Source organism: Gimesia aquarii, assembly GCF_007748195.1.
In the GTDB taxonomy this organism is placed as follows: Bacteria; Planctomycetota; Planctomycetia; order Planctomycetales; family Planctomycetaceae; genus Gimesia; species Gimesia aquarii.
Map to the genome: position 1 here is coordinate 6,816,062 of NZ_CP037920.1, position 25,261 is coordinate 6,841,322.

23 protein-coding genes are annotated in these 25,261 nt (G+C 41.3%); 12 read left to right on the forward strand and 11 right to left on the reverse strand.

Annotation, left to right across the window (positions count from 1 at the left end; translation table 11 throughout):
• Positions 1–256 precede the first annotated feature (256 nt).
• Entirely contained in the window at positions 257–715 is a 459-nt protein-coding gene (locus V144x_RS26030) for a hypothetical protein (RefSeq protein ID WP_144989767.1), read from the forward strand.
• Between the two features lie 284 nt (positions 716–999).
• Here V144x_RS26030 and V144x_RS26035 read toward each other — a convergent pair whose 3' ends face one another.
• Both V144x_RS26035 and V144x_RS26040 read right to left on the reverse strand, forming a co-directional pair.
• A complete protein-coding gene (locus V144x_RS26035; protein WP_144989769.1) occupies positions 1,000–3,492 on the reverse strand; it encodes a S8 family peptidase in 2,493 nt (830 codons plus the stop codon).
• A gap of 18 nt (positions 3,493–3,510) precedes the next feature.
• Positions 3,511–4,488: an AAA family ATPase gene (locus V144x_RS26040; protein ID WP_144989771.1), complete on the reverse strand. Its 978-nt coding sequence runs from the start codon at positions 4,486–4,488 to the stop codon at positions 3,511–3,513.
• Positions 4,489–4,857: 369 nt separating this feature from the next.
• On the opposite strand from V144x_RS26040, the gene V144x_RS26045 reads away from it, so the two are divergent.
• From V144x_RS26045 to V144x_RS26065, 5 genes are all read left to right on the forward strand, one after another.
• Entirely contained in the window at positions 4,858–5,316 is a 459-nt protein-coding gene (locus V144x_RS26045) for a hypothetical protein (protein ID WP_144989773.1), read from the forward strand.
• Between the two features lie 510 nt (positions 5,317–5,826).
• Positions 5,827–7,278 (forward strand): hypothetical protein, encoded by a 1,452-nt coding sequence (locus V144x_RS26050; RefSeq protein WP_144989775.1) that lies wholly within the window; start codon positions 5,827–5,829, stop codon positions 7,276–7,278.
• A 392-nt stretch (positions 7,279–7,670) separates the two neighbouring features.
• The gene (locus V144x_RS26055; RefSeq protein ID WP_144989777.1) at positions 7,671–8,036 is read left to right on the forward strand and encodes a hypothetical protein; all 366 of its coding nucleotides are present in this window, start codon (positions 7,671–7,673) and stop codon (positions 8,034–8,036) included.
• Positions 8,037–9,504: 1,468 nt separating this feature from the next.
• Positions 9,505–10,389 carry a hypothetical protein gene (locus V144x_RS26060; protein ID WP_144989779.1) on the forward strand — a complete coding sequence of 295 codons (885 nt, stop codon included), beginning with the start codon at positions 9,505–9,507 and terminating at the stop codon, positions 10,387–10,389.
• Positions 10,389–11,897, forward strand: a complete 1,509-nt coding sequence (locus V144x_RS26065) for a hypothetical protein (protein WP_144989781.1) — start codon at positions 10,389–10,391, stop codon at positions 11,895–11,897. Before V144x_RS26060 ends, V144x_RS26065 begins: the two co-directional genes overlap by 1 nt.
• 57 nt (positions 11,898–11,954) lie before the next feature.
• On the opposite strand, the gene V144x_RS26070 is transcribed toward V144x_RS26065, so the two are convergent.
• The 6 genes from V144x_RS26070 to V144x_RS26095 form a co-directional block, all read right to left on the reverse strand.
• The gene (locus V144x_RS26070; RefSeq protein WP_144989784.1) at positions 11,955–12,200 is read right to left on the reverse strand and encodes a LexA family protein; all 246 of its coding nucleotides are present in this window, start codon (positions 12,198–12,200) and stop codon (positions 11,955–11,957) included.
• A 206-nt stretch (positions 12,201–12,406) separates the two neighbouring features.
• The gene (locus V144x_RS26075) at positions 12,407–12,799 is read right to left on the reverse strand and encodes a hypothetical protein (RefSeq protein WP_144989786.1); all 393 of its coding nucleotides are present in this window, start codon (positions 12,797–12,799) and stop codon (positions 12,407–12,409) included.
• 283 nt (positions 12,800–13,082) lie between these two features.
• Positions 13,083–13,352, reverse strand: coding sequence for a hypothetical protein (locus tag V144x_RS26080; RefSeq protein WP_144989788.1), 270 nt, complete (start codon positions 13,350–13,352; stop codon positions 13,083–13,085).
• Between the two features lie 112 nt (positions 13,353–13,464).
• Entirely contained in the window at positions 13,465–14,508 is a 1,044-nt protein-coding gene (locus V144x_RS26085) for a hypothetical protein (protein WP_144989790.1), read from the reverse strand.
• A gap of 150 nt (positions 14,509–14,658) precedes the next feature.
• Positions 14,659–14,997: a hypothetical protein gene (locus tag V144x_RS26090; RefSeq protein ID WP_144989792.1), complete on the reverse strand. Its 339-nt coding sequence runs from the start codon at positions 14,995–14,997 to the stop codon at positions 14,659–14,661.
• Between the two features lie 169 nt (positions 14,998–15,166).
• On the reverse strand, positions 15,167–15,883 hold the full coding sequence (locus tag V144x_RS26095; RefSeq protein WP_144989794.1) for a hypothetical protein: 717 nt from the start codon (positions 15,881–15,883) through the stop codon (positions 15,167–15,169).
• 292 nt (positions 15,884–16,175) lie between these two features.
• On the opposite strand from V144x_RS26095, the gene V144x_RS26100 reads away from it, so the two are divergent.
• The gene (locus V144x_RS26100) at positions 16,176–16,709 is read left to right on the forward strand and encodes a hypothetical protein (protein WP_144989797.1); all 534 of its coding nucleotides are present in this window, start codon (positions 16,176–16,178) and stop codon (positions 16,707–16,709) included.
• A 265-nt stretch (positions 16,710–16,974) separates the two neighbouring features.
• On the opposite strand, the gene V144x_RS26105 is transcribed toward V144x_RS26100, so the two are convergent.
• Entirely contained in the window at positions 16,975–17,625 is a 651-nt protein-coding gene (locus V144x_RS26105; RefSeq protein WP_144989799.1) for a leucine-rich repeat domain-containing protein, read from the reverse strand.
• A gap of 465 nt (positions 17,626–18,090) precedes the next feature.
• On the opposite strand from V144x_RS26105, the gene V144x_RS26110 reads away from it, so the two are divergent.
• A complete protein-coding gene (locus tag V144x_RS26110) occupies positions 18,091–18,534 on the forward strand; it encodes a hypothetical protein (RefSeq protein ID WP_144989801.1) in 444 nt (147 codons plus the stop codon).
• A 220-nt stretch (positions 18,535–18,754) separates the two neighbouring features.
• On the opposite strand, the gene V144x_RS26115 is transcribed toward V144x_RS26110, so the two are convergent.
• A complete protein-coding gene (locus V144x_RS26115) occupies positions 18,755–18,949 on the reverse strand; it encodes a hypothetical protein (RefSeq protein ID WP_144980222.1) in 195 nt (64 codons plus the stop codon).
• Positions 18,950–19,383: 434 nt separating this feature from the next.
• Here V144x_RS26115 and V144x_RS26120 point away from each other — a divergent pair, with 434 nt between their 5' ends.
• Positions 19,384–19,587: a hypothetical protein gene (locus V144x_RS26120; protein ID WP_144984103.1), complete on the forward strand. Its 204-nt coding sequence runs from the start codon at positions 19,384–19,386 to the stop codon at positions 19,585–19,587.
• A 635-nt stretch (positions 19,588–20,222) separates the two neighbouring features.
• Here the strand turns inward: V144x_RS26120 and V144x_RS26125 are convergent.
• Positions 20,223–21,353: a tetratricopeptide repeat protein gene (locus V144x_RS26125; RefSeq protein WP_144989803.1), complete on the reverse strand. Its 1,131-nt coding sequence runs from the start codon at positions 21,351–21,353 to the stop codon at positions 20,223–20,225.
• 443 nt (positions 21,354–21,796) lie between these two features.
• Between V144x_RS26125 and V144x_RS26130 the strand changes: the two genes are divergently transcribed.
• The 3 genes from V144x_RS26130 (at position 21,797) to V144x_RS26140 (ending at position 25,222) form a co-directional block, all read left to right on the forward strand.
• Positions 21,797–22,156, forward strand: coding sequence for a hypothetical protein (locus V144x_RS26130; RefSeq protein WP_144989805.1), 360 nt, complete (start codon positions 21,797–21,799; stop codon positions 22,154–22,156).
• Positions 22,157–22,422: 266 nt separating this feature from the next.
• The gene (locus tag V144x_RS26135; protein WP_144989807.1) at positions 22,423–23,868 is read left to right on the forward strand and encodes a toll/interleukin-1 receptor domain-containing protein; all 1,446 of its coding nucleotides are present in this window, start codon (positions 22,423–22,425) and stop codon (positions 23,866–23,868) included.
• 166 nt (positions 23,869–24,034) lie between these two features.
• Positions 24,035–25,222 carry a WD40 repeat domain-containing protein gene (locus V144x_RS26140; protein ID WP_144989809.1) on the forward strand — a complete coding sequence of 396 codons (1,188 nt, stop codon included), beginning with the start codon at positions 24,035–24,037 and terminating at the stop codon, positions 25,220–25,222.
• The last annotated feature ends 39 nt before the right edge of the window (positions 25,223–25,261 follow it).

A 25,261-nucleotide genomic window follows, 5' to 3' on the forward strand; every position in this document is an offset into this window, starting at 1 on the left:
TTCTACATAAAGTAATAGATACAACTCATATGCTCTTAGCAAATAACAATCGTACTGAATTGAAATGACGCGTCAACAGACTGTTCCACTCATTAGTGTCTGGTAAAAGGTAATTTACCGGACAACATTTTAAACAACAGAAAGGAATTCAATAGTGTAAATTGATAATAGACAAAATTCCTGATAGATTAAGACAAAATCAAATTCTGTCTATCAATAGTTATCCGGCTGTAGTTGCACGAACTGTGAGTTATAGATGCGTCTCTCTTTTCTGCTTCTAATTTGTATTATCGTGAGTGGATGCGGTCCCCATATTATTCGCGGTAGTAGCACTCAGTACAATACCAAGGGCGCCTTCTATTTCTTGAACTATGTTGATCCGAATGATCGCGTAGGCTTAGCATTTGTTTTTCCTAACACGATTGACCAATATGCAACCTTTGATGGCTCTGGCTTTGTCGGCGTTTCGCCTGAAGAGTCTCTGTGGCAGGTAGAGAGGACCGTTCGCTTCGTTGGTGCAGGAGCAACAAAGCCGATTCCAATCGATTTTCATTTTAACGCGAAACGCAACACTTTGAATTTTCGCGGACAATCCTATTTCGTTTCCACTAACCAGATCGCAATCGTTCGATTTGACTCCACTCTGGAGTATAAGGTTGACGTCGTAAAAATGAATGACAACATTGTTGCCGAACTCACGTCCGAAATGCAATGACCCGAACTTGTTTTGGTCAACAATGCGTACTGGTCTTCCAACAACGGATAACCAAGTCGTCTACCGGAGCAATCGGCAACGCGTGCATAAATGAAAACTCTTCGGCGATCACCCAGTTACGACAGACGTTACTCTTACCTTCGTTCAATATACTCAATCGTTTTCTCAAATGCGTTTTTAATAACCGTTTTAAGGCATACTCTTTAAAACATTGTCTGGGTAACAATGTTTTACAGGTTACTTTTCTGGATAACACCCGCTATTCTAGAGAAAAAATATTCCTCTTAGGTTACTTCTATTTCTGTTGTAGGCTTGGTTTTTATTTGTAACCGATTATCAATTTCATTTTTGATTTCGTCATATAATTTAAGTCGTGTATCATCTGTCGAAATCGTAACAATCAAAGCATAATGTGATTTTTTTTCAACACTTTCTTCACTTAATTTATAACGCCACCAACCTGAAACCGGATAAACTCCGATGAGATTAGAAGAAGCAAGTTCCGCAGCTGTTCCGACCCAAGTATCAGAATGAATTGAACCTCGATTTGATAGCTTTTCCCCTAAATCCCATTTGCGATCATCACTAATCACGGTTTCTGGGCTTTTTTGCATTGTTCTATTTTCTTGAGGCCAGAATTCTCTGCTTAATCGACATCTCATTTGATGAGGTGTTTCTTGAGGTCGGCGAACAGAAAACCTCAAACCATGTGATGCGTAATGATATTTCGCAACATACCCTCGACGGGGTGGGTTTGGCTCCACAAAATAAGACAATGTAACTCGCATTCTGATATGCGTGTTACCAAGCTGCTCCAGAACTTTTTGTGGTAAGGGAAGATCATGCAAATGCATTTCGTTTGTCTTACCCTTTTTTTTATTTTTTTCGTCTATGCAAAATGGTTGAATGACATCTTGAATAACCATAGTTGTAAAACCATTTGCCGATTGCCTGGCTTTTTCTAAATCAGGAACTCCCATCCCATATACTCTCAATCGTCGATCACGTTTTTTTCTAGGAAATTCATTGATCATTCTATTTGTCCAGTCGGCAGAATGAACAATGAGTCCACGGATAGTCTCGGGCCAATATTTCGGGTATTCAGCTTGCAAAATTACTGCCATACGAGCGATTTGTGCGGTGGCAGCACTACTGTCTCTAGTAGTCCCCAATAAAGCATCGCTATATTCAGAAGATTGAGTTGTAAGTAACTCTAAATCATCAGATCGTGTAACAAATCCAGTATCGTCTTTTAAATCATTTCCTCCCTCAAAAACTACATCTGGCTTATAAGGCCAAGCTCTGTCTTCCCACACTAATGATGTTCGACTAGTAGGTGACAACGAACCAGGATGAGCAATTGGAGAATATCCTTCTAATCCCTCTTCATTGCTCCAAATTAAGTCTGTATAAGCGCCAACAGTTAATGCATTCCAAGATTGAGAAGGATCTTCGATACTAGATACGTGATTTTCGTCCGGATAATTTTTTCCATAATTATCCCGGAGATTTCCAGTAGAAACTATGAACAAGTTTCGTTTACCGTCTTTCACTCCAGCACAAGCCTGATCAATAGATGCAGACCACAACGTAGGACGCCAAAAGTCTTTATCACCAGCTGTTACTGCCATGCTAAATACCCGGGATCGATTAGGTGCATTATCCGTAGCAATTTCCATAGCTTTTACAGTTATTGGTCCATAATCAGGAGGATCGTTTGAACCTACGGGAGGCAAGATCTTGACTGACTCTAATTGATGATCCAGAATTAACTGTTCATTGATGTCGAAAATTCGATTTAAAGGACCATATAACGCAAGTCCAGCCAGTTCAGTTCCATGTCCACAATGGTCACTACTATTCCATTCAGGTTTTACAGTGTGTGTGTTATTTGGACGAAGCGCATGTTCGAGTAATGGATGCCCTCGATTAATCCCAGTATCTAAAATGCAAACTGAAGGTGATTCCTGTGAGGCAAAAGTAGTTCGAGAAAGAAGCTCTTCAATTCTCTTAGATTGATCAAAAGGAGTAAGCTTTAAAAAATCACCAGCAACTAAATTTGAACGCCGAAATTCAGTCAGAAAATTCAATAACCCGGGAAAAATTTTCCATTGATTGAATGTTGTAAAAGCTAAAACAACTATTCGATCAGGAAACTTTGTACTTTGTTCACTTACTGGTATTCCAAGTTGTTTACAATTCGATCGAAACCAACTCTCGACGTTGTTTTCATCACCTATATCTTCTAACCACACTTCCCACCAAAATTCATCAGTATTTGTTGGAAAATCCTTCCTATCTCCAGTCCAATAGTCAGCTAATAATGCTGAACGGATCCAATCAATTCCAGATGCTAATGGTTCATTTTGTGGGTTCCCACCACGGGTGTCATCAACCAAATATGCTTCAAACTTTTTTTGAAGAGTTTCGATTTCTTCATCAGGAACAGCAACAATGTACTGTTTTCGTCCTTCAACCTCATTAACGCTTACTATTTGGATACCCTTAGAACTTTCTAATCGCTCTACTTCCATCTCAAAATTAGAGCTTTCAACAAATTTCATCGGGATGAATTGTAAGCCTTCTCTAACCGGCTCAGTCGATAATAACCTAGTTGCATTCGTTTTTGCATTAGTTAGATCGGTAAGCAATTTCTTGCCATGAGTTGTTCTTTCAGGTCTCGGAGGAATATTACTATCTCGCGGACTACTCCAAGTTGAGGTATATGGTTCAGATTTTCGAGTACCGTCAAGTACAATATGTTTATAAGCTGCCATCAAAATAGATACCTTTTATCAAATTTTTCTTTTTAGGCGTGCCTCCACCTCTCTAATTAAAGTTTCCGTTCGAATTGAACGTCGATTATTTAAAACTGCTTCTTTAGCAGCCTCGTCACAAGCCCGGCATATTTCTGCATGACTCAAACCTTCTGCTTTCTTAGAAATTTGAATGCCATTCAAATTTTTCGTATTGAATGCGGAAAGGCGGTTTGCGATAAGCTGATTTATCTCTTCATTGTCAGGAATATGGTAAGTTATGATTTCATCAAATCGTCGAAATAATGCTTCGTCAAGCATTTCATTAAGATTTGTTGCTGCAATGATAAGACTATCTGAGTCATCCTGATCAAGAAATTGAAGAAATGAATTCAACACACGTCGAATTTCTCCAACATCATTACTCGCCGATCGCACAGCACCAATTGCATCAAATTCATCAAAAAGATAAACTCCCGGAGTATTGTACATAGCCTCAAATATCGCAAATAACTTTGCGGCTGTCTCTCCCATAAATTTTGTTATTAAGGAGTGGAATTGGACAGTAAAGAGAGGGAGTTTTAGTTCTCCTGCCAATGCCCATGAAGTCATTGTTTTACCAACTCCAGGGGGACCAACTAGCAGTAATTTTCGCTTGGCCGAAAGGCCGTGTTCACGAAGTTTAGAGTGTTGACGATATTCTATCACTACTTGATGAATAATAGCCTGCTGGTCCTCGGATAAAACCATGTCATTGATATGGGTTTTAGGGTAACTCGCTGCCAATAGGGTTGCTAACTCACCACTCGGTCGAGCAATTGGTAGAGTTCCACTAATTTTTGCTGATCGTTGTTTTTCCTGTATCTCATCAACTAGCTTCTTAAGTTCAGAGCCTAGTTTACCTTTTCCGCTTCTAGCTTCATGGGCAGCAATTTGAAGAGCTACTGATAAGAACATTTCATTATCAGATTCTCCATAGCTCTTTAATAATGCTTTGATCTGTTGAGCAGTTGCCACTTCTGCCGACCCCTATAACTAATGCTTTTCAAACCCATTGGTTGAGTAACTGAGAGTGAAATTTTCATATAGATATTTACTGTAATGAATTGTCAATTTTACATTTAATTCAACAGCTAACATTTCGACAAATTATTCCAATATCAATCTCAAACTAAATTCTATAATGCTAGAATGGTGATATGTACATAAATAATGTCCAATTGTATTTTTATCGGCATAAAATACTGTTGAAATAACAGATAAGATCGAATTTCAGCATCACTCAGCTTAGTCAGTATATACAATCAAAAACCTAATGAATGCCTACTCTGTTCTCGTAATTATAAATATAAATTGATCGGGTCATGTGTTTCCAGGACTTTGAATATGAGTGATTCAATTCAGATTCATGAGGAGCATTTTTCATTAGCTCAAATAGCTATAAAAGAGCTCGGAGACTATACCTCAAAATGCAACGGCCGGAGTGTTGTCACGTTTCGATACGAAAAGAAACCATATCTCCTACCCTACTTCTATAAAGGAAATGAATCACTGGAATTCGCCAATTGGGATGGGCATTTCATGAGAGAGGATGTTATTAAAATTAATGAACTTCTCAGTACAGAAGTAATGGGAGTTGAGATACCGGCGGTAACGGCTCAGATATCAGGTGTCTGGTACGATGTTGAACCGAGACGAATTAGAGGGTGCCTTATCAGAAGATCCAGTGATTCATTAATTTTTGTTCTGGTCAAGCCGACGACAGAATATTGTATGGAGATGACCCAAAACAAATGGGGGCCGGTTTATGTTGGTGAAGAAACAGATCCATTCATATTCGGCTAAATGACCGGGAAATTATTGTTACCCGAACATTGATATTTTTCATTTACTCGTCTCAATCTGGCGAGAACTGATTGCGTTTTAATGTCTGTTCGAGTTGCTCAATGAGTTTCAAGATCTTCTTGCACCTTGTTGTGTTTTCTATTTTCAATATTAGCAAGTAATTGATGTAAACAGAAAGAAAGAATAAAGTTACATATTGAAAATCTGATTTTGCTTGGTACCGTATACAGCATACTGGCATTATATCCAGCATCTATGTGTGACATGAAGCCGCTGGGGCTTCATATCAGAACTAAAACCGGTTATTTTGCGCGTATTTGTTCCATATCAGCGTCATATCAGAACAAGTCCGTGCAGGTTAATAACAAGTTATCCAAAGAATGTTGGGACGCGCCGACACGATCGGGCATCCGCTATTCAGGAATCTGATGGCGAAAGCGCAAAACCTGTTCGCCAAACGAAAGCAAAGAAACATCAACGACAAGGCAGAGTAAGGCAAGGAACTCTCGAATGACAGATCTACCCACGCTTGCGTTTCTTACAGTGGCTTTGATGGCAATCAATCCTTACGAGTTGCCAGCTCAAAATCGCAGAGTGATTGAAAGCAAAGCGTTCGGTGCCTCGGGGGTCGTCAGTCAAGGTGACAAGTTAATGGTTGTCGGAGACCGTGACAGAAACAAGTTAATCGAAATGTCCTTCTCGGATCTGCAGCTTAGTTCGACACCGATGGACTACGCGACAAATGAAAAGAACAAACGCAACTTTGACACCGGATTGGCCAATACAAGAACGCAACTTGATTCTGCTTTCGACAAAAGCATTGATCAACTGAAAAAAGAACTTCCCAACAAGTTGTCGTTTGCAGAAACAACTGACACAAGCGCTTTGTTGGATGAGGCAATTGGCAAGATCAAACGCGATTTCATCGAAGCAAGCAACCGATACGAAAAGGAACTCCATCAGTTCGAGGATATTGCGGTTCTCGACGGTTCGCCCGTTGTCATATGTGAATCTGTAGACGGCCACGCCACCTTGTTGTCCCCGGAAGGTCCAATTGCAAGGTACGACTTCAGCAAGTTGACGACCGCAAACAATTGTGGTCTGGAAGGACTAGATGTCGTCCCGATAGGCAACGATGGTCAGAAGCAGGTCGCGATTCTTTTCGAGGGCTGGAACGCTAACAAAAGACGTTTCGTAAGTCCACGCCTTTTCTTTCATCGTTTGGGATCCACTCCATCATCTCGACCGCCGAAATACGAATTGGAAAAACCACCGACGGATGAAGAACCGCCGAAAAGCGTGAGGATGAGTCGTTCGAAGATTCGCGACCTTGCGAAAGAAGGTTGGACCCCAGAAATAGCCAATCGCACGATTAAACTGGGTCAACTGCAAAAGAAGAAAAAGAACTTGGAAGCAATGCTCAACGGAGCAGCCGAAAGACGTTCGCGTGAAGTCGATCCAACGCTCGTACAAACGGAGATCGATGTCATTCAAAAGAAGGTAGATGATCAAGAAAAAGAACTCGAAGAGATCCAAACACACGTTAAAAAGATGCTCGTTGAACGAAGAAGAAAGAGGCTTCGCGCTCCGGCAGTTGTGATGGGAAGGTTTCGTTCGGCTGATAATTCCACCGCAAATTGCGCAATTGTGTTGGTGCAAGATGCAAAACAATTTAGTGCCAAGTGGATCGTCGTCATCACGCTCGATCGCACGGGACATCACGAGTTTAAGCAAGTCTTCAGTCTCAGGCAGTTGCTGGGCAATGAAGGAGTCAGACCGAACTGGGAAGGGATGTGTTGGCAAGAGAATCACTTAGTTCTCGTAAATGACAATACGCCAACTCCAAATGACCCCAAAGACATACGAAAACGAAACTTGATTGTCCGCCTCGACTTGAAGGGGGTTTTACCGCCTGACGAAGAGTTTCAACTGAGTGACGCTTTGCAGTTGGAGTCAAAGTAGGAATATGTCGTGTGTGGCGTACAAACCGACTTAGATAGCCCAGATCGGCCGTTGGATAACCAAGCAATGCACCGGAGTTGCGGGCAACTCGTTTTCTGAGATTGTAAGTCGTTGGCCGCAACCCGGTGAACCGGGTCGTTATCCAATAAACTCATTCGTTTCTTCAGACGTCCTATAATTCGACCGTTTTAAAAGAAACCCTTTAAAATAATGACCGGGAAATATCTATTACCCGGTCATAAATTTCGGTAGTCAAACGATGGTTTGAGGATCAACACTGACGCGCTGTTTTAGCTTTGAGTAATTATGTCAAGTGGTGCCTCTGAAGACGTGACAAACGTCGAACTTCTAGAACTACCATTTGATATGAGCTTAAATTCAAGGAGAAAGACATGAGTCGAATGCTACAAACGCCGGAACAAATTGCAAAAACAACCGAGAAGATTCAAGAAGATCTCGATCTCATTGCGGATTTAGGTGGTGTTGTCAACATCGATGATCCGAGTTACACGGATCATATTGGCAATGACGTTGCGGTGGTTGTTAATACACTTTTCATATCGGGAGATGACGTTACTAGGAGAGTGACGCTCAAAAGTAATGGTCGCCGCAACTTATATTGTAACGAAGACATCGGATTAGTTATTCAGCGTCCTCAGGTTACTGTCGAGGGAATCTCATTCGATGGCTGGCAGCAACGACCGACGGACGTCTGGAAAAGGTATATTGATACTTCCAGGATTTGCGAACGATCGTAGACCACCTTTTTCTGCCAATGTTCAGAATGTATTGATACGTGAATGTATGTTTCAGGACTTCCACGATACCGCTATTCATATTGCAAACGGTTAAGTGATTGAAGTATCAAACTGCTACTTCAACTCTTACAACACTTACAGGACAACGAGAGCGATAGGCGTCTTGGTTGCTAATATTACACCACCTAAAAATGAGACCAACGGCGATCGTGATCCTATACCTGGGTACGATCCACCGCGAGTAATTAAATTACAAAGTCTGATGATGACATTTCTTGGGACTTCGGTTGTGTGCAATAATCCTCTTCCTAGCCGTGGTGGTCTCCACCAGTTTCATGTTTCAGATTGCTACTTAAACGGGTTTTTAAAGTGTGGGATCGATATTCAGGATACACAGCCAGTGTCGATTGAATCCGTCTACCTTGAGGGAGAATCCGCCGGAGTAACGGAGACTGGAATTAGCATTAGGAGATCCAAGATTCATTCCGTTAATTCGCCTACAAACATACCTCCAGACATATCTCCATTTAGATCTCCTCCCGGGCGACAAATTATTAAGAATGTATCATTCAGCGGGCATATAAAATGGATTGTGCAAATATGGCAGACTCAAATTCGCCTAACCGGTTGTACTTTCTTTTCACTCAATCCTAATTCTGATCTTGAAGACCGGTTTAAGTATCGCTCGGATGGATGGGAGCATAAACTAAATGTCCAGTCAGAAAATGTGCTTGACTTCATCCTCAAGTGAACATGAAATCAAAGAGTGCCTAGAACTTGCTTCCAGATCTCGCTACGGTCCTGGAGTACAAATATTTTAACACGCTTGGAAAGGATAATTTCAGGTCGAAACTCGCAGGGAGTATTTAAGATCAAATATTTCGATATTGGACAATTCGCAGATAAGCTAGATTATCGTAAATTGTAATGAAGGTGATGCTAATGACCGGGAAACAATAGGGCCTGTTGCAAAAGTCTTTACAGTCACCGTAAGTCCTTAAGCCAGGTTGTGCGAGCATTACCTATCTTGCCCACTTCGATGAAACAAGGGGTTTTTCAACATCCATGAGGAAGCCGTTGTCAAGTTGATAGCGAGAAGGATACGGGATCTCCAAACATCCATCCGGCATCTCCGCTTACGGCGGACCGCCACGAATTTAATTTCGACCGCTCCCATTCAGGCCCACGGCGTCGCTTGTCGCCAGTTGAAAAACCGGGATGCGGTTGTTGGATCCCGCTATCGTACCTGAGCAGGCTTCCTTCATAGTTTCAAGCCCAATAATTACCTGGTCATTAAGCAGAGCCATTATCGATAATCAATAATGAGAGTTGCAAATCAAAAACAATTGGGCTAGCCTGAATGTGTTCATTTGCTAACTGCTAGCAAATGTGAACGAGTGAGAAACCTGATTATTATTGATTTCTCTGTTTAATCTATTCTTATTTTTTTCTGATTGAGCAATACCCAATGAGCTTAGATGAAGCCTGCAACCACTGCAATGGAGCGATACCTCTTGAATATACCTTCTGTCCCCACTGTGGCATTCAGCTTATTTGTCCCAATGTTCGTTTGGCAAGCTCACCCGAGGAATATAAAGCATTGGAGAAGAAATATAAAGATGCCAAATATCAAGCAACTCAACGTGGTTGTTCGGAGGCAATTAAAAAGTTAGAAAACGAGTTAAAAACGAGCAAAGCTGTCATAGGATGTTCAATATCAAAACTACTTACAATGGCTCGTAAATCTGGCACATTCGCAAATTATTACGACTTGATGAGTTACCAATTCTTAACTTATACAAATACTGACGAACCAGACTGGGCAAAATTAAGACCTCAAGTCGAAATTGAATTCATGGGTAGTCACAAAAACATTGATCAACTTCACTACGCATGTCTCTCTACAACAAGAGAAAGTTTACCCCACTACGGGGAGTGTACCGTCATTTTGAACGATCACATGATTGAACATCGGTCATCCGTTTTTATTGAAAATTCTGCTTTGTTTTTTTTTGTGAATGGTCCAAACATACCGTCTGGCCATAGAAGTACATGGGTAAATCGAACGAAATTGGGTACAGTAAAACTTGCAGATGACATTAAAGAAGATGCAACATTGAAAGATATTGCAAATCTGATTATGAAGTGTGGCGAAACAGCAAGAGATGACGATTTTCTCGAGGTACAGATCTTTGGCGATATGACCATTCGCACCTTTGAACACATCACCCTAAGGAAAACTTTTCGCGTTAATCAAGAACGAAAACGAACGAGACTTCGTCGTGGAACTGCCAGCGAAAATGCAATTAAGGAACTTTGTAAAAAGGCCAATGTCAATTGTGAGGTTGTCTAATGCATGCGTATCTTTCAGCTCAACTTTCTATGGCAGTTGTTGTAAGCGACAACCAATGGCAAATCTTGTCATACAATGATCTCCATAAGTTGCGAGATACTACCCCAACTGAAGCCGCTTCGATCTTTCGAAGTGAACTGGACATACAGGTACTATACGATACGACTATTCCACAAGTGAGAGATAGCTTAGAAGATGCTGTAGATTCTCTAGAAGCATTCAATTTAGTGCTGTTGTTGCTTGATGATTCGTTCACTCTAGATACACAAAGTCTCGTGATTGAAGAACTTGAAGAGCTTCTTACATGTCCAGATATTGTCGAAAATCTCGAAAATATATTTTTTGCATCACCACTTCAAGTGGATTTTAATAACCAAACGATATTCGCGATGTGTAGTAATTTGAATTGCGAATCAGTCTCAAGTTTTATCCGTCATTTGGATAATTTACAGCCCATGATCAAAGCAGTATGGACTGCGTGGAACCAAATCGATTTGTCTCTTTTTGCATCTGATCACGAACAAAGAAAAATATGTGGACTATTTGTACGCAATGGTGTGTTTAAACGAATCGTTTACGAACTGTCAATTACTGGAACTGTTACTCAGATTGATAAGAAATTTCCACAGCTATTTCCTTTTGACGAGCAATATTCATCGCTAAAAGAAATCTTACATGAACTGACAATTCGTCTTTGCAATGCAAGTGTCCCCAAGTCTTTTTCGATGAAACATACAGCGTCACATATATCTATGGAGTTAGTCAAAGAAATTCATTCTGCAGTTAATGCATCGCAGCCTATCGAAGAGTCTGCTTATCGGAACAGGATTTTCGAGTTATTTTGCGTCTATATACAATCTCTAAATAAGAATGAGCTACATGATGCCAATCACATCATCATTGCTTTGAGCCGTTATATTCCGAACATTGATATTGTGATTTCAAGAGGAAATAATTCTACAAAAGCTGGAGCTAGTAGTGCTGTATCATCTGCTACTTGGGGGGTAGTTTGCCTTTGGGATGCATGGAGCTATGCGCATGATTACTTTATAGATACGCGAGTCGATATCGCTACTGCTACTAACATTAACTCTGCAAGTTTACTTTCCGAATTTGTTGTTGAAGAGGTGGGCTTACTAGCAACACAAATGTGGAGTCGTGGTATAAAAACAAGTGATAATCATTTTCGTATTCAGCTTTTTACTTTATTCAAACAATGGTTTGTTGGTTGCAAGGATTATGTTGAAGATATCGTGTCTATGCCTGAAGAGCTGATCAAAACACTTTGTTTTATGGAAAACCTTGATAAAAAGTTACGTGGAGTTGCTTTTACAGAGGCAGCCCCGTTGGCCATGCATGACTTTTCTTATATGCAATTTGTTTGGGAAGTAGCACGACTTTGGAAAGAATGGACATTTTATTGTCAGCATTACAGAACCAAAGATCAAGAAAAATATCAAACAACTGCCAGTAGTAATTCTGCTTTTAATGTCAAAGAGATGACTTAAAATCAGGAATCATCCAAACACTTAAGATGGGAAGAATTGCAGGCACAAGTTGTACTATTATCGAACTTCACCGCAAAACTGGATCTGGAAATTGTCCACGACTTCAATCCCGCGCAGCATGAACTCAAGACGTTTCAGTCTGTCTTTAGCCTCAATCGCTTTGAGATGCCCAGAAGCCCCGTTGGTTGATTTCATTCTAAACGCACCACCGATTTCTCTCACGGTGGGACCATGTCCAGATTTCGCAATGAAGATTCGAACGAAGCTGAGAATCTGTTTTTGCCTTGGCATTATTTTTTTCATGTTCAGATACCTTTTTGAATAGATGTCCCGGTAATGCTTATTTACCAGACACTTTAAAATCACTTGGCTTATCTAAAAGAATAATGACTGGGTAATAGGTATTACCTAACACTTTTAGCACATGCTCAGTTGGATCTTGTAGGATTTTTGCCTTTTTTGGGTCTGTTTACCTTACTTATAGCATTGTGTAGATTACCAGCACATTGTTAATTCTGTGAGTTCAGATCGGATAGATGAAACTCGAGAGCGTCGGGCATATGTGCGGGAGAATCAGTTGCTGATATTATGCCATTTTCAAATTGATGAATTTCCAAAACACGATAGATTCCTGGGAAATACTGACGCTTACGAGCCAAGGGCTCAATAACAACGAGCTGTTGTTTACGGTTGGGATCCCATTGAGGAACTGCCAAGTATCTAGAGTCTTCAGACCAAGCAATCGATGAATTACATCTTTCGACAATGAAATCGTTGGAGATATGTAGAGTTCCCCACATTGGCCCACCCATAGAAATCTCCGATGCGTCAGAGATTTCAGCAACAAGGGATTCATCAGGACTAAGTAGACGCACATATTCAGACCATGGAGAAATCGTCATGTCGAGCTAACTCTAATTGTAAGGAAATTTGTTCTATGACTCTTCAACGACTTAATATTTTATGATACCCAAAATCGTACTGTTTAATGCAGCATGTAAAAAGAAACTTTCGAACTTTGATTGTCCGGGTAATAATAATTACCTGGTCACTAATACAAATCATAATTCATTTTTGATCGTAGAAGTTGCGAAATGACATTTTGAATTCAATGATCTCGAATTTTACTTCGACTCTCTTATCGAGTGAAAGTTCGGTCGAATATGCATGGAAGTTGAGCGAATCTCAAACACGATTTAAATCACAATAGATGATTTGTGGAATGCGAAAACCAGATTGAACCGTATCTGTCTCTCCTTTGAGAAATGATTCGATCTTTCGAATGCTATGAGCCGAACATGGCCCAAATTGAAATTGCTCTTTGATATCGTCTGATTTCAGATATTGAACGCGATATTGATCGAAACAATCGTCACCATCATATTCTGCCCATTCAAAACACAATTTTGCTGCTGGATTGCCAACAATCAGAGTCGCAGAGTTATTTTTTGTCATACTGTTTTCTAATTTAAGCAAACAATTGCTGAAAGTAACCGGGTAATACGTGTTAATCAGACAGTTTAGTTCATTAGTTTCTCAAAAAACCTAATTTTGTTTTCGAGTGTTATCATGGATGATTGACGATAACAGACTGACACAAATGAGGTAAATGCGTTTTAACGTATTTAAATGCGACCTCAAAGTCACTCAAGAATGAACGTTCTGAAACATCATCCTTATCGTTTCTCCAATCGAGCTCTCTGATTTCTGTTTTGGTAAACGGCCGAATCGGCTTAAACTCTTCAATGTTTGTATCACGCGAAAGTTTACTTGACTCAATTATCGCCCTAGACAATATCGATTGCACGAGTAAGCATCGCCAAAGTATAGGACGAGTTCTCGGATCGAATCCATGAAATATATCACGAACAAGGCTGAAACCCTCACTGACTTCAGATTGTTTATTCTTATAATCACTTTCAAATTCACCATAACTTTTTACATGTATTTTGTGATCCGGTAGTCGTGTTAAAAGACTCTCTACTGCACTATCTAACCGTCCAATTGGTAATCCTTGTCGCCAATATTTACGAGGGTCTGAATTACGTTGCTCTAGCCAGTTTCCAATATTGGGCTCGTATGACAATGCTGGCTCCAATCTGGCTAGCTCAAAGTCGTCTGTCCAGCAAATATAAAGCCACTTGATCAAGTCGTATCGAGCTTTTGTAACCTTGTCGACATTCAAATCTATCAATGTTAGTGCTTCTCTGATTTGCTTGTAGTGTGCCAAAGGAATAAAGAGGTTGTAGTAGGTTGATATTGAATAATAACCTTCGTTAGTGAGCCAGTCATCATCTTCGAGTCCGAGGTGTCCTAGACGTGAAGTACGAGCGAGACTAATTACTCGATGTTTAGTGTCGTTTGCAGATTCATTAAGCTGAAAAAAGATTGGTTCACATTCATGATACAGTCGCTTACGCGCTTCATACTCGTAATCCAAGCGAGCATCATGCATTGCACGACTGTTTGCTAGATCTGATTTCAGTATCTCAAGCTTTGTTTGTGTTAAATAATTCCAGATAATGTTGACTACGGTAACCAACAAAGAGAACGAAGCAATAACCAGGGCGGCGATGATTTTTGGATCAGTTGATGTTTCTGCGATGGTCATTCTAAGGCTAGTCTCGTTGAAACAAAATATTGCGATAAAATCTCTATACATTGAAAGATATAGAAAATATTCTGTAATTTTTACTCAGTACCAGTGTCCGGGTATCACACATTACCCGGTCATTATTCTCGATTATAGCAATGCTATAATTCATAGCATACCATTCTCTTTCAGATCCTGTTCAAGCACTGGACTGTGTGAAGGATAGCTCCAATACCAGAAGTAACTCTGCGGATAGTTCCCGCAAATACATCGTTTTGTGGAGTTTAATATTGCTAAGAATCGACTATCGGTTCTTTCAATTCGCGACCATAAACCTGAAACATCCGGATCATCTTTATGCTCTTCGAGATATTGTCGACAATAGAGGTCGTTGATGTATTCATAAATCGACATTGAATAGCCATCCAGTAACGAATCAACAAGGGATTCGTATTCTGATACCCGATCTTCTATTTTGCTGGGCCGACGGCTTTTGAAGTTTGTCATTAGTGAAACTCATACCTTCGCTATGTTTAAGAACATTTTATTTGTGTCAAGTCAGAATTGATGTCTGGGTAAACATCGTTACCGTCGGCGAAGTTGCATATTGATTTAAGAATTCGCAATTCACGCCGCTCCTGAACATTGCATGATTCGACGATGATACGCGGAAATTTTATAGTTCCCACATTCCTTGAGGCATTGTCTCATTGTTGATAAGATCTTCAACTTCCTTCTGGGACATTAGAGACCAAGTCCTTGATGTGCCACCGTAAGTCTCAGAGTAACCGAAGCTTTTTAGCCGTTGGTAGACTCCTGTCTGCGATTCCGCTCCTGTGCCTAAATCGTTGCCGTCTGCTGAGACATTGACAAGAATGCTATTCTTCTCTTTTGGGTGAACCAAAGCAAACGCAAATTCGATATGAAAGCCCTCGAATTCAAATTTTGCAGGCAGAGCACCTTTCTTTATCACTATGTCGCCGTCGACGGAGACGAGTCCAACGTATTTGGCACCAGGCGTGCCGAGTACTTCACATACAAAGTTGCGTGGTCTGTCCATTCCACGGAGCATGCTGAGTGTCCCTTGCCAAGCAACGATTAAAATCGTGAGAGGTAAAATGGTGGCGCAAAAAAGACGAGGACGTGTCGTAATTGTCAGACGGCCCAGGAATGCACCAAGTATTGCACCGCATGGAACGGTCAACAAGCTTACGACCCATGAGATGCTACCAGCGCTTGGATCATTCGGAGTGGTCAACTGTGACAAATATCCAAGGACCGAGGCAGTGAAACCTCCAAAAGCCAAACCAACGAATGCGCCACTGACAACTCCAAAAATGATGGCGATTACTTTCATACTGTGGGCCATAAAGCCACCGAATTGATTATTCACCTGCACGCCCTTGATCAAAGATGGTGTTATAGAAGCTTCATCTCACACAAAAATGCTAGATATGATAACAGTCGTTAAGAGTACTTCAAACTAACCGATCTGGGATAATGTCGTTAAAAAACATTAACGTCCGGGTAATTTACATTACCTAGACATATCACAGTGATCCCATAAAAGAAAAGTGATCGGGAAACATCGTTTACCAGACAAACTGGAAATGTGTACTAAATCACTGTAACGTCATATGTGGAATATTTACGCACTTTAAAAAATTTGTTGAAAGACTCATTCCATGATTGATGTCCCAGCTGAACGTGAATCTCTGCTTAAGGACCTACACCCTATCTTTCGGGAAGTAGACATCGCAGTTGCAGCGTATATTGACATTGTTCGCGATTCCCCAGAACTCTCTGATGAACAAATTCAAGACCAATTAATTTCCAAGGGGGTCGAATCATCGCTGGCTTTTGGTTGCACAACATTTGTGCCAACCGCATTTGGTCGCACAATTATCCACGAACTTGGTGTTTCTGTTTCAGATACTTATATAGAATTCAATCTTTCCAACAAACAAGAAGTTGAAAAACAACTCACAGAACAGTTCGAGTTTATTTGGGCTAAAACAGTAGTCAGCATATATCGAGAATCGTCGGAGTACTCATCTGTATGCAAAACAATTTCCTTACGCAGTGCCGAAGTAGCCGCAATTAATAACGCACTTCACGATGGAGAGACAGAAGAATCACTTCGCGAAGGACATCTAGGTCCATCAATCGTTATTGTGGGCAAACCGCAAAAGAGGTGGTGGGAGTTCTGGCGTAAATAAAACACAATTTTTGTCGACAATGGAAAAAAAGATGATCGTGAATAAATGACCGAGTAATATGCGTTACCCGGACATTATTTTGATGAGTGCCTTTTTAAACGGTCAATATTCGGCACATCCGTGAATTCAAATCAGGTTTCCGACGAGTTTCAGGGAAGGCAACTCGTTAACTTTCGACTTCGGCTTTAATCCCGATGCGAGTTGGAATTGACACCAATAACAATCGGTTTTGGCGACCGGTATTATACCGTCATTACGGATGAGCTTACTTGGTCGGAGAACCTGCTACTCGCCGCTTAACATGGCAATGTGGGAGCATTGATCTTAGGTCTGCGATACCACGTTCTGTGACCCGTGTGTATTTTACATAGAGAACGCGAAGAGTTGAGAATCGTGACAGTCGACAAAGACCAATATCACTCAATTCAGTTAACGTCAGGACAAGGCGCTGAATTCGCGGCATTTCCGGCAACTGAGCTATACAGTCATCAGTGATTGTGGTCCGTGACAGATCCAAAAATGATGTATGTAGTTTTCGTGTACGGGTGAAATGAATGCCTGTGATTTGACTGCCATAGAGTGAAAGCCAGTCGAGCGATTGGTGATGTTCTAAATTTGGCAGGTGCACCGCGTCTCCGGGATACGCATGAAGCAGCAGGCGCGTCACAGACGTCGCGTGTTCTAAAGCGGCAACAGCGGTGCTCGTAGGAGGGCAGTGGGGGACACTTAGATGATCAAACTCACCAAACGATGTCAATGAGTGAGTCTGGGGGAAACAATCGGGGGGCGTCAGGGCCCTTAGCGCATTCAGCGCCGATTCTGAGATCGAAGATTTCGCAAGCTGATCCCAAGCGACTGCTACACGTCGTTGGTGTGGGTTTGGCTCATTGGGAGATTGATTTGTGATCGTAGCCACAGCTGACTCTGCAGATGCATGTCGTATAACTATTGATAGACAGAATTAAATTCTGTCTAAATTTACCAGAATTTTTGTCCATTATCAATAAACACTATGCTGTCTTGTACTCACTGTTAGAATTATTCATCTGGCGAATTAAAAATTCGCTTAACTAATTAAACATCAACGCCCAGGTAATATTCGTTATTCACACAAGATCTTCTACAAGCTGCGCATTAAAAATGACCGGGTAACATCATTTACCCGGTCATTTTTAAACATATGCACGTCTCAAATGCATCATATACAGTAACGTGCAGTTTGATAGCAGAATCGCCATCAACGAATATGATGTCTCTGTTTCAAAATCTTCTATTATAAAATCACAAGTTACGGTAAGTTCAAATGTGCAAAATCATATTGAAGGTTTTCCTAATCAGTTTTCTACTCGCTATGATTCTAATTGGAGTTTTAGGATACTTTTTGGGGCACGAACAGATTGCCTCATTCTCATTTGGGCCAATATATAAGAATGAAGCTGCGTTTAAATTAAATGTCTACGCAGAATCGGAAACGCATTACGAACCACCGGGGTACATCTATTTCGAGATTAAGTGGTGGGGAAAGACAAAAATACCACAACGTCGATTTATGGGGATTGGTGTAGAAAGAAAGCCCAAACAAAATTTTACACTTGTTACAACGAAGGATGACGAAATTGTTGCTCTGCTGCTCAATAACGAAGTTCAAATGATTCATGAGCTTTCATCCGGTTTCACATGGCCAGGGCCATACACGAACGTCACAGAACCTCAGTGGCAAATGGCTGAATTATTATTACAAAAACTTCGTGCTACTAAACCCGACATCCGTTGCCCGCGACAAGAAGATTACCGCAAAGAACTAGATCGTGAACTAAAACAATGATAAATGATTAAAAGACGACAATACGGATCGGAGAATTTTAAAATGGGTGGGAAATGACTGTTACCCAGACATCAGGAAACAGCAAGTGTCCGGTAAATGCGTATTTACCAGACACTTATCATTAATGGGTGGCCCCAATTACGGGATACGATTTCATTTACACCCAAATTGAAGTCTCTCAGGGCCAAATGTGATCGTTTTTGACGAAATCAATGTACAATTAATGAACATCGTCGATCGAAGGGGATTCGTTGACGGGTTGCCGTGGATACCGTCTTTTCAAATCGTCGATCAATGGCATCAACGTTTTTCTTGCGAGCCCTCGAATCGAGATCTTCTCTTTTGCTGCGTAACGACATAACGGCCACCAGTCATCCCGATCAAGCTCGATCGTAATTGTTTTTTTTCTTCTCATAATCCAACTGCCCTTGACTTTTTTAAACGAGTTAATGCGAAATTGTAACTGCGAAAAGAAACTGGTGTAGAATGATGGATCGCATGAAACGCCAGTCATTTTCAGAGAGCGGTAGGGCATGGATGCATTACCGCTCTTTATATCATTTCTTAATCAGGCAAGGAAGCCGAATCAATGCTCGAATAAACTCCCTCTCAATCCGCTTGATGGTAAGACAACCTATCCCACTGCATTTCTGACAGTTGTATTTTTCCTACGTGAATTCCGGACATGATCGATCAAGGTGCGCCAGCTCCCTATGACGGATCGCTCTTTTCTTTAATGAGTACGTTACACATTGGCAAGAGGGGCCTCAACGGAGACAAGTTTCGTAGTATTCGTTGCTTTATTTGCTCTGATCTATCTCGGATTGAAATTGTTGAAAGGAATCAAATATGAAAAGCCACAGCTCAATTGATCGTCCAGCTGATAAATTACCGGGAGCTGATCCCATCATTCAGCCTGATGAAGATCTCGACAAGGCTTTGAATGAGCTGTCATACCTGGACGAGTTTGATCAGTCGACCAATGAAACTTGCACCAGGTACATCGAGCAACTCGAACAGGAATCTGAACAACAAAATAATGGTTTTGATTGAGTGCAAGAAGAAAGCCAATTCGCTTCCACATGATTTGTTAAGCGCTTAAGATCAGCTAGCCAAGTCTAAGTCTGACTAAAAAATTTCGCGGGTCCTCCCGCGGGGGGCCCGGGGTCGCGCGCGGTTCCCTAATCGCACTTTTTTTGTCTCAAAACGCAATTTTAAGTCACTTCTTCTTCTTCCGATTAAATTGAGGGGCAAAAAATCAGCGAAACGATCGCCCAAAAGAGCCGCTTCAAAACGCACCACATCAAAAACGAAAAAAATACCTAAAAAACAGGCTCCAGTGAAAAAAACGGAGCCGGTCAAATGTGTCATTGGATTTACTGTCGCTGCTGAACGGTGGGACGTTAGCGACAAGGCGATTCGGAACTGGATCAAAAAGGACTTCCGGTTAGCGGAACTCAACGAAAGAGGGTTTTCGATGTTTCTGAGTGTGATGCGTGGGTGGCATCTTATCGCGATGAGATGCTGATCAGTCGGGAAGAATACGAGTTGTTTGCTGCGGAATGTGTGATCGAGGCCCGCGACCAGATGATGACGAGACGCCGTTTCACTTTGAGGGCGTTTACCAAGATTGACCGGGTAACCATAATTACCCGGACAATTTTAAGTCTTATTTATGAAATTGTTGGTTATTTTCGTTTCTTTTGGTGATATGGAATGCCTGATTTAAAAAGTTCGAGTTTTCTAATAAATTCGTTTTTATAATGTTTCTTACTGCATTTTTGAATGGCCATTTTCTCGTATTTAATTGCTTGTTCAAAATCACCTAATTCAGCATATGCAATTGCAAGAATGTCGATGCAGTAGACGCTCTTGTAGTCTGTCATCTCACATGCAATCCTAGCCAGTTTTACAGCTTGCTTGCCGTCACGATGTTGACTTTCAGGGTATGTCGCTAATGCATATGCTAATTCTCGGAAGGACATTGGATCATTTTGTGCGATCTGATTCCATTGAGTTAAGTCATTTATCGCAAGTTTATATTCACCAATCCTTTCATATGAGCGTCTACGGAATCCTAAGGCTAATGTATTTTTTGGATCGAGACGAATTGCTTGGGTAAAGTCTTTAATTGCATTATCATACTCATCACCTTTTTTCAAAAGGTAAGCCATACCTCGCCTAATAAAATGCTCAGGTCTCTTCGGCTCTAAGCGAATCGCTTCGGTAAAATCTTTTATTGCTTTGTCATCTTCCCTTATTATAGACAATGTATCTCCACGATTACGGTAAAACAAAGCAACATTAGGATTAAGCCGGATTGCTTCGGAATAATCTTTTAATGCGGGATCCTCTTCTAATTTATTCCACCAAGCAATCCCGCGAGCATTGAAGGCCTCAGCATTGCTTTGGTTAAGATGGATTACCTCAGTGAAATCTTTTATTGCTTTGTCATACTCGCCTATGTAATTCCGAACAATACCACGATTATAGAAAGCCCATTCTTTCGTTTGGTTGTTCATAAGAAGTTTTGTGTAATATGCTAATGAGTCTCTTAATGGAACAACATGATCTTTTTTTATCGATATATTTCCAAAGGTTAATAAATCTCGATCAGTACTTGTAATTACTATTGGAAACGTTAATCCAGAAGCAGGTATCTCAATACCTTGTTTAAAAAAAATTGCTCCGTATTTAGGCATAAACTTCCGACCAATCCACTCCTCAGCGAAGAGTGTCGAAATATTCAGAAACATCGTAGTTAACAAGGTAAGTGCAAACAGTGAGATTAGTTTTTTAAAATCAGTTTTTAGAAACATGAAAATGTGCTCCGGTTGGGTGATGGTATCATTTGGATTTTCTCGATGTACAATGCTTGTTGTCAACAATCAAGATTCGATGCACCTCAATAATAATATTCAGTATGGCTGGACACTAGAGTCTGCTGATCTAGAACTCCCATTTTGAATAAGTGTCCGGGTAATAGTCGTTACCAAGACACTTTTCATTTTATTGGACCTCAGTCACATGACCGGGTAACGGATATTACCAGGTCACTTTTTATGTGCCACTACTCCTGGCGGTGGTGCTACTTTTGGACTTAAACTCATATAGTTTCAATTGATAAAAGACAAAAATCCTGATAGATTTGGACAGAACCAAATTCTGTCTATCAATAGTTCGCATTGATTCAGCGGCGGATGGCTCCAGGCATCTAAATTCTCAGCCGATCAGATTGTCGTAGTTAGTGGAGAAAACGTCGATGACTGCACCTAAAAAAGGCTCGCGTAGGATTATAGTTGACGAAGCCACTTACGTATGGAGAGTCCCTCGGCGCCCAAGCAGCGGGTCCTACGACGGAACTTCGGGGTACACAGTAACAGTCCAATTGGCAGATCGCACTGGGTCTACGTTGGCGATAACCGTGGCACAAAAACACCCGGCGCTTGCCAAGTTATGGGGTGAACCAGCAAATCCCATTTTGCCATCGCATGTCGCTGCGGCAATTCGTCGCGCGATCTCTCGTGGTTGGAAACCGAGCGATCGCAACTCTCTGTTCGAAGAAAAATTGGATTTCTCTGATAAGTCAATAGTCCCCGAAGGCAACACCGAGACCCGCTGACGCAATGCAAGTTCTGAGCTTTGATGTCGCCGGGCATTTTTTTCGCATAGTGACCGGGTACGAGATATTACCCGGACACTTAGAGATTTTAGGGGCCGATTGATTCCAAATTGCTAACTCTCAATTGTGACCGGGTAAACGTTATTACCCGGACATTCTAAATCGAGCGACTTCTTGTCTCTCTGAGTTTGTTGTTTATATTCTTTGGCCACCCCATAATGGTTGTGTAAATATCATCTATCGTTTCTCCAGAGGAGTGGCAATCAATGGCAAATCCTGTGCATGTAAAAATTGTAAAAAAAGGAGCTGAAGCCATCAGAATCTGGAGGAATGTAAACCCCGATTCTAAGAGGATTTACAGCAAGACTATTTTGGATTTGAGCGAAGCGGATTTAAGTGAGATCAATCTGAGCAAGGCTAATCTGAGCAAGGCTAATCTGAGTGAGGCTAATCTGAGTGAGGCCAATCTGAGTGAGGCCAATCTGAGTGAGGCCAATCTGAGCAGGGCCAATCTGAGCAGGGCTGATTTAAGCCAAGCCAATCTGAGTAAGGCCGATTTGAACTGGGCCAGTTTAGAGAGAACTGTTTTATTTGATGTGGATTTAAGTCAGGCATGTTTGATTAAGTCCAATTTGAAGGTGGCAAATACAAGGGGACTCAATTTTGACCAAGCTTGTATGAGTGGCATTAATTTGAGCGGGGCCGATTTGAGAAAAGCCAATTTGACTAGAGCTTATTTGAGAGGGGCCAAATTGATGAACGCCAACTTGGAAGGGGCTAATTTGTTCATGGCCGATTTAAATCAGGCTGATTTAAGTCAGGCGAAATTGATGGATGCCAATTTCAAGTTTGCCAATGTGAGTTATGCCAACTTGAGTGGGGCCTTTTTGAAGAACGCCGATTTTTCCAATGCCAATTTGAAGAAAGCCAATTTGAATGGGGCTAATTTTAATTACGCCAATCTGAGTGAGGCCAATCTGATTGAGACCAATCTGAGTGAGACCAATTTAAATAATGCACAGTTATTTTATTCTACTTTTACGAGAGTAGATTTATCGCTAACGATTGGATTGGATTCAGTTAAACATTATGGACCAAGTTCCCTGGGTATTGACACCTTGATGAAATCAAAGGGAAAGATCCCAGAGATTTTTCTACGAGGTTGTGGCATAACTGATGATTTTATTTCCTATATACCAAGCCATTTCGCAAAATCAGCGATTGAATTCTATTCTTGTTTTATCAGCTATAGCCATAAAGACAAGTCGTTCGCCCGTCGATTAAATGACGCACTTCAAGGAAGGGGAATTCGTTGTTGGCTCGACGACCATCAAATACTTCCGGGTGACAACATTTATGAACGCGTCGATCATGGAATACGTGTCTGGGATAAGGTTTTGCTTTGCGCTTCAAAACATTCTCTGACGAGTGGTTGGGTGGATGATGAATTAAAGCATGCTTTCGCAAAAGAAAAACAGCTCTTCAAAGAGCGGGGACACGAAGTTCTTTCCTTGATCCCATTGAATCTGGATAGTCATCTTTTTTCTGAATGGAAACATCCTAAACGAAATCAGATTCATGAACGATTAGCTGCAGATTTTATCGGTTGGAAATCTGACAACGCGAAATTTGAAGAACAATTCGAACGGGTTGTCAAAGCACTGCAAACGAAAGACTCTGGTAGAGAACCTGATCCCATTCCGAAGCTCTAATGTCCGGGTAACGATGTTTACCCGGTCACTTTTTTTCAAATCAAATCCTCTGAGTTGCTAATTTCTAACAAGCCATCTAGGGTGTATATACTCACCTGTTGATTGCAGCTTACATCACAAATAATAAACTTATCATTATGGTGCATTGACATATTAAGGATGGATAATGGAAAGTAACTTAAAACTATCTACTAAAACTGAAAATAAAACAGAACAGCGACTCTCTTCTAGGTCCTTCTGCTTTTCGATTTTTAGCGCCATGGTGTATGCTACTTTTGCTTTAGCAATTCTTGAAAGTAGTGAGGTCTTGGCACAGAAAAAAAATACTGACGATCCAAAGGGAATTGTAAGTATTCAACCACTTGGGAAACCCATGAAGCATACTGGGACCATCATAAGTGTGGCCTTCAGTCCCGATGGCAATAAAGTAATTACTGGAAGTTTCGATGGTACTGCTCGTTTATGGGATGTGATGAGTGGTCAACCGATAGGAGAGCCACTCCTACACGAAGATAGAGTTCATTCAGTGGCCTTCAGCCCCGATGGTAAAACCGTGGCTACGGCCAGTAGGGACAATACAGCGCGTCTATGGCATGCTAATAATGGTCAAGCAAAAGCAAAGATACTTAAGCATGAAATGATGTTAACTAAAGTGGTCTTCAGCCCTGACGGCAAATCACTGATTTCTATCGGTCACGAGCCGATAGCACGGTTGTGGGACGCTACCAGCGGAGATCTGAGGGGGAAGCTAATCGGACATAAAAGCTTTATGAATGCAGTAGGGTTTAGCCCCGATAGTAAAACTATCGTAACGGGTAGTACGGATAAAACTGCTCGTTTGTGGGATGTGTCCAGTTATCAACAGATTGGAAAGCCACTCCAGCATCAAGATGTTGTCAACGTAGTCGCATTCAGTCCCAATGGTAAAAAGTTGGTAACGGCAACATCAAATCACGCAGCGCTGTTGTGGGATGTGAACAGCGGTCAACAGATCGGGAAACTACCACAGGATAAAAGAGATGTTAATCTAGCAGCATTCAGTACTGACAGTAAAACTGTGTTTACGATAAGTGACTATGGTACTCCAAAGTTGTGGGACGCTTCCAACGGAAAGCTAAAGGGGAAGCCACTCAATCGTGGTCGGCATATACGTGCAGTCGCATTTAGTCCCGATCTAACGACTGTGATCACGTCTGCTGAGACGACTCGCCTGTGGGATTCTATTAGTGGTCTGCAGACAGGAAAGCTTCATGGAGATATAGGATTAGTCTTAACGGCGGTCTTCAGTCCAGATGGTAAGAAAGTGCTTATGGGGAGTTTCGAAGGCACTGCACGTGTTTGGAAAATACCATAAGATTCCGAAATTAATCCAAACGCGAAGGCTTCTTAATGA